1 protein-coding gene is annotated in these 1957 nt (G+C 59.8%); it reads right to left on the minus strand.

Features of this window, described 5'->3' with window-relative positions:
- Nucleotides 1-142 precede the first annotated feature (142 nt).
- Nucleotides 143-1957, minus strand: a 1815-nt coding sequence (gene cysN, locus ACIOZM_RS29935) for a sulfate adenylyltransferase subunit CysN (protein ID WP_401220864.1), incomplete at its 5' end; no start/stop codon positions are given.

The raw sequence follows: 1957 nt of genomic DNA on the forward strand, positions 1-1957 counted from the left end.
GATTTGTGTTCACTGAAGATCACTGTGGGAGCTGGCTTGCCAGCGATAGCAATCTTGAAGACAACAAAAAACCCGCTGATGATCACTCATCAGCGGGTTTTTTCTTGCAGCTTGAAGCTAGAAGCTCGTCGCTGCTTTCATCTTAGATCGCGCCACGCTTGCGCAGCAGTTCCAGCACTTGCTTGACGCTGTCTTCCAGCGACAGCGACTGGGTGTCGATCACCAGATCGGCATTCAGCGGCACGTCATACGGGAAGGATTCGCCCGGGATGTTGTCGCCACCAGCGGCGTACAAACCTTGCGGATCACGTTCGGCGCACACGGCTGGCGATGCCTGCACATAGACCGTCAGCAGACGCTCTTTGCCGATCAGCTCCTTGGCCTGCTCGCGGCCTTCGGCACTCGGCGCAACGAATGCAGCCAGGGTCAGCAGGCCGGCTTCGTTGAACTGACGCGCCACATGCGCGGCACGCCGCCAGTTCTCGGTGCGACCGGCGCGATCCTGCGGCAGACCCTTGTTGAGGTCGTGACGCAGATTCTGACCATCCAGCACAAACACCGCACGGCCCATGTCGAACAGCTTGCGCTCGACGGCATATGCCAACGTGCTCTTGCCTGCGCCCGACAAACCACTGAACAGCACGGTAGCCGGTTGCTGGCCGAAGCGCTGGGCGCGCTCGACAGTCGCGACATGCGCCAGTTTGCCGTGGTGCGTGGCGCTGCCATGCGACACCGGCTGAGCGACGATCATGCCGGCGCCGACGGTGCCGTTGGTCAAACGATCGATGATGATAAACGCGCCGGTGGTGCGGTTGCTTTCGTAACCGTCGAGGGCAATCGGCGCATCGAGCGCGATCCTGACCTTGCCGATTTCGTTGAGCTGCAATGCGCTCGCCGGGCCTTCTTCAAGGGTGTTCACGTCGACCTTGTTGACGATGCTGGCGATGGAGCCCGGCACGTAACTGGTAGCGCGTTTGATGTCGTATTTTTTGCCCGGCAGCATCGGCTCTTCAGCCATCCACACCAGCATCGCTTCGAAGCTGTCGGTGACCGGCGGCACGTTGTCGGCATGCACCAGCAGATCGCCGCGGGAGATGTCGATTTCGTCTTCCATGGTCAGCGTCACCGCTTGACCCGGGCCGGCGTGTTCCAGTTCACCTTCGAAAGTGACGATGGATTTCACCCGGCTGCTCTTGCCCGACGGCAACACAACAACCTCGTCGCCCTTCTTGACGATGCCGCTGGCGAGGGTGCCGGCGAAACCACGGAAGTTCAGGTTCGGACGGTTGACGTACTGCACCGGGAAACGCAGGTCGGTGAAGTTGCGGTCGCCCGCCACTTCCACGGTCTCGAGAATTTCCATCAGCGACTGGCCGGTGTACCACGGCGAGCGCTCGGACTTGTTCACCACGTTGTCGCCCTTCAAGGCAGACATCGGCACGAAGTGCATGCTGGTCGGCTTCATCTTCAAGCCTTCGGCGAACTTCAGGTAGTCGGCCTTGATCGACTCGAACACACCTTCATCGAAGTCTTTCAGGTCCATCTTGTTGATGGCGACAACGATGTGTTTGATGCCCAGCAACGAAGCGATAAAGCTGTGGCGACGGGTCTGGGTCTGCACGCCGTAACGGGCGTCGACCAGAATGATCGCCAGATCACAGGTGGATGCACCGGTGGCCATGTTGCGGGTGTACTGCTCATGGCCTGGGGTATCGGCAATGATGAATTTGCGTTTGGCGGTGGAGAAATAGCGGTAAGCAACATCGATGGTGATGCCCTGCTCCCGCTCAGCCTGCAAGCCGTCGACCAGCAATGCCAGGTCGATATCGTCACCGGTGGTGCCGACTTTCTTCGAATCGCGGGTGATCGCTTCGAGGTGATCTTCGTAGATCATCTTCGAGTCGTGCAGCGGGCGCCCGTTGAGGGTGCTCTTGGCGGCGTCGACGTTACCGCAGGT

This window comes from Pseudomonas sp. NPDC087346 (genome assembly GCF_044744235.1).
GTDB lineage: Bacteria > Pseudomonadota > Gammaproteobacteria > Pseudomonadales > Pseudomonadaceae > Aquipseudomonas.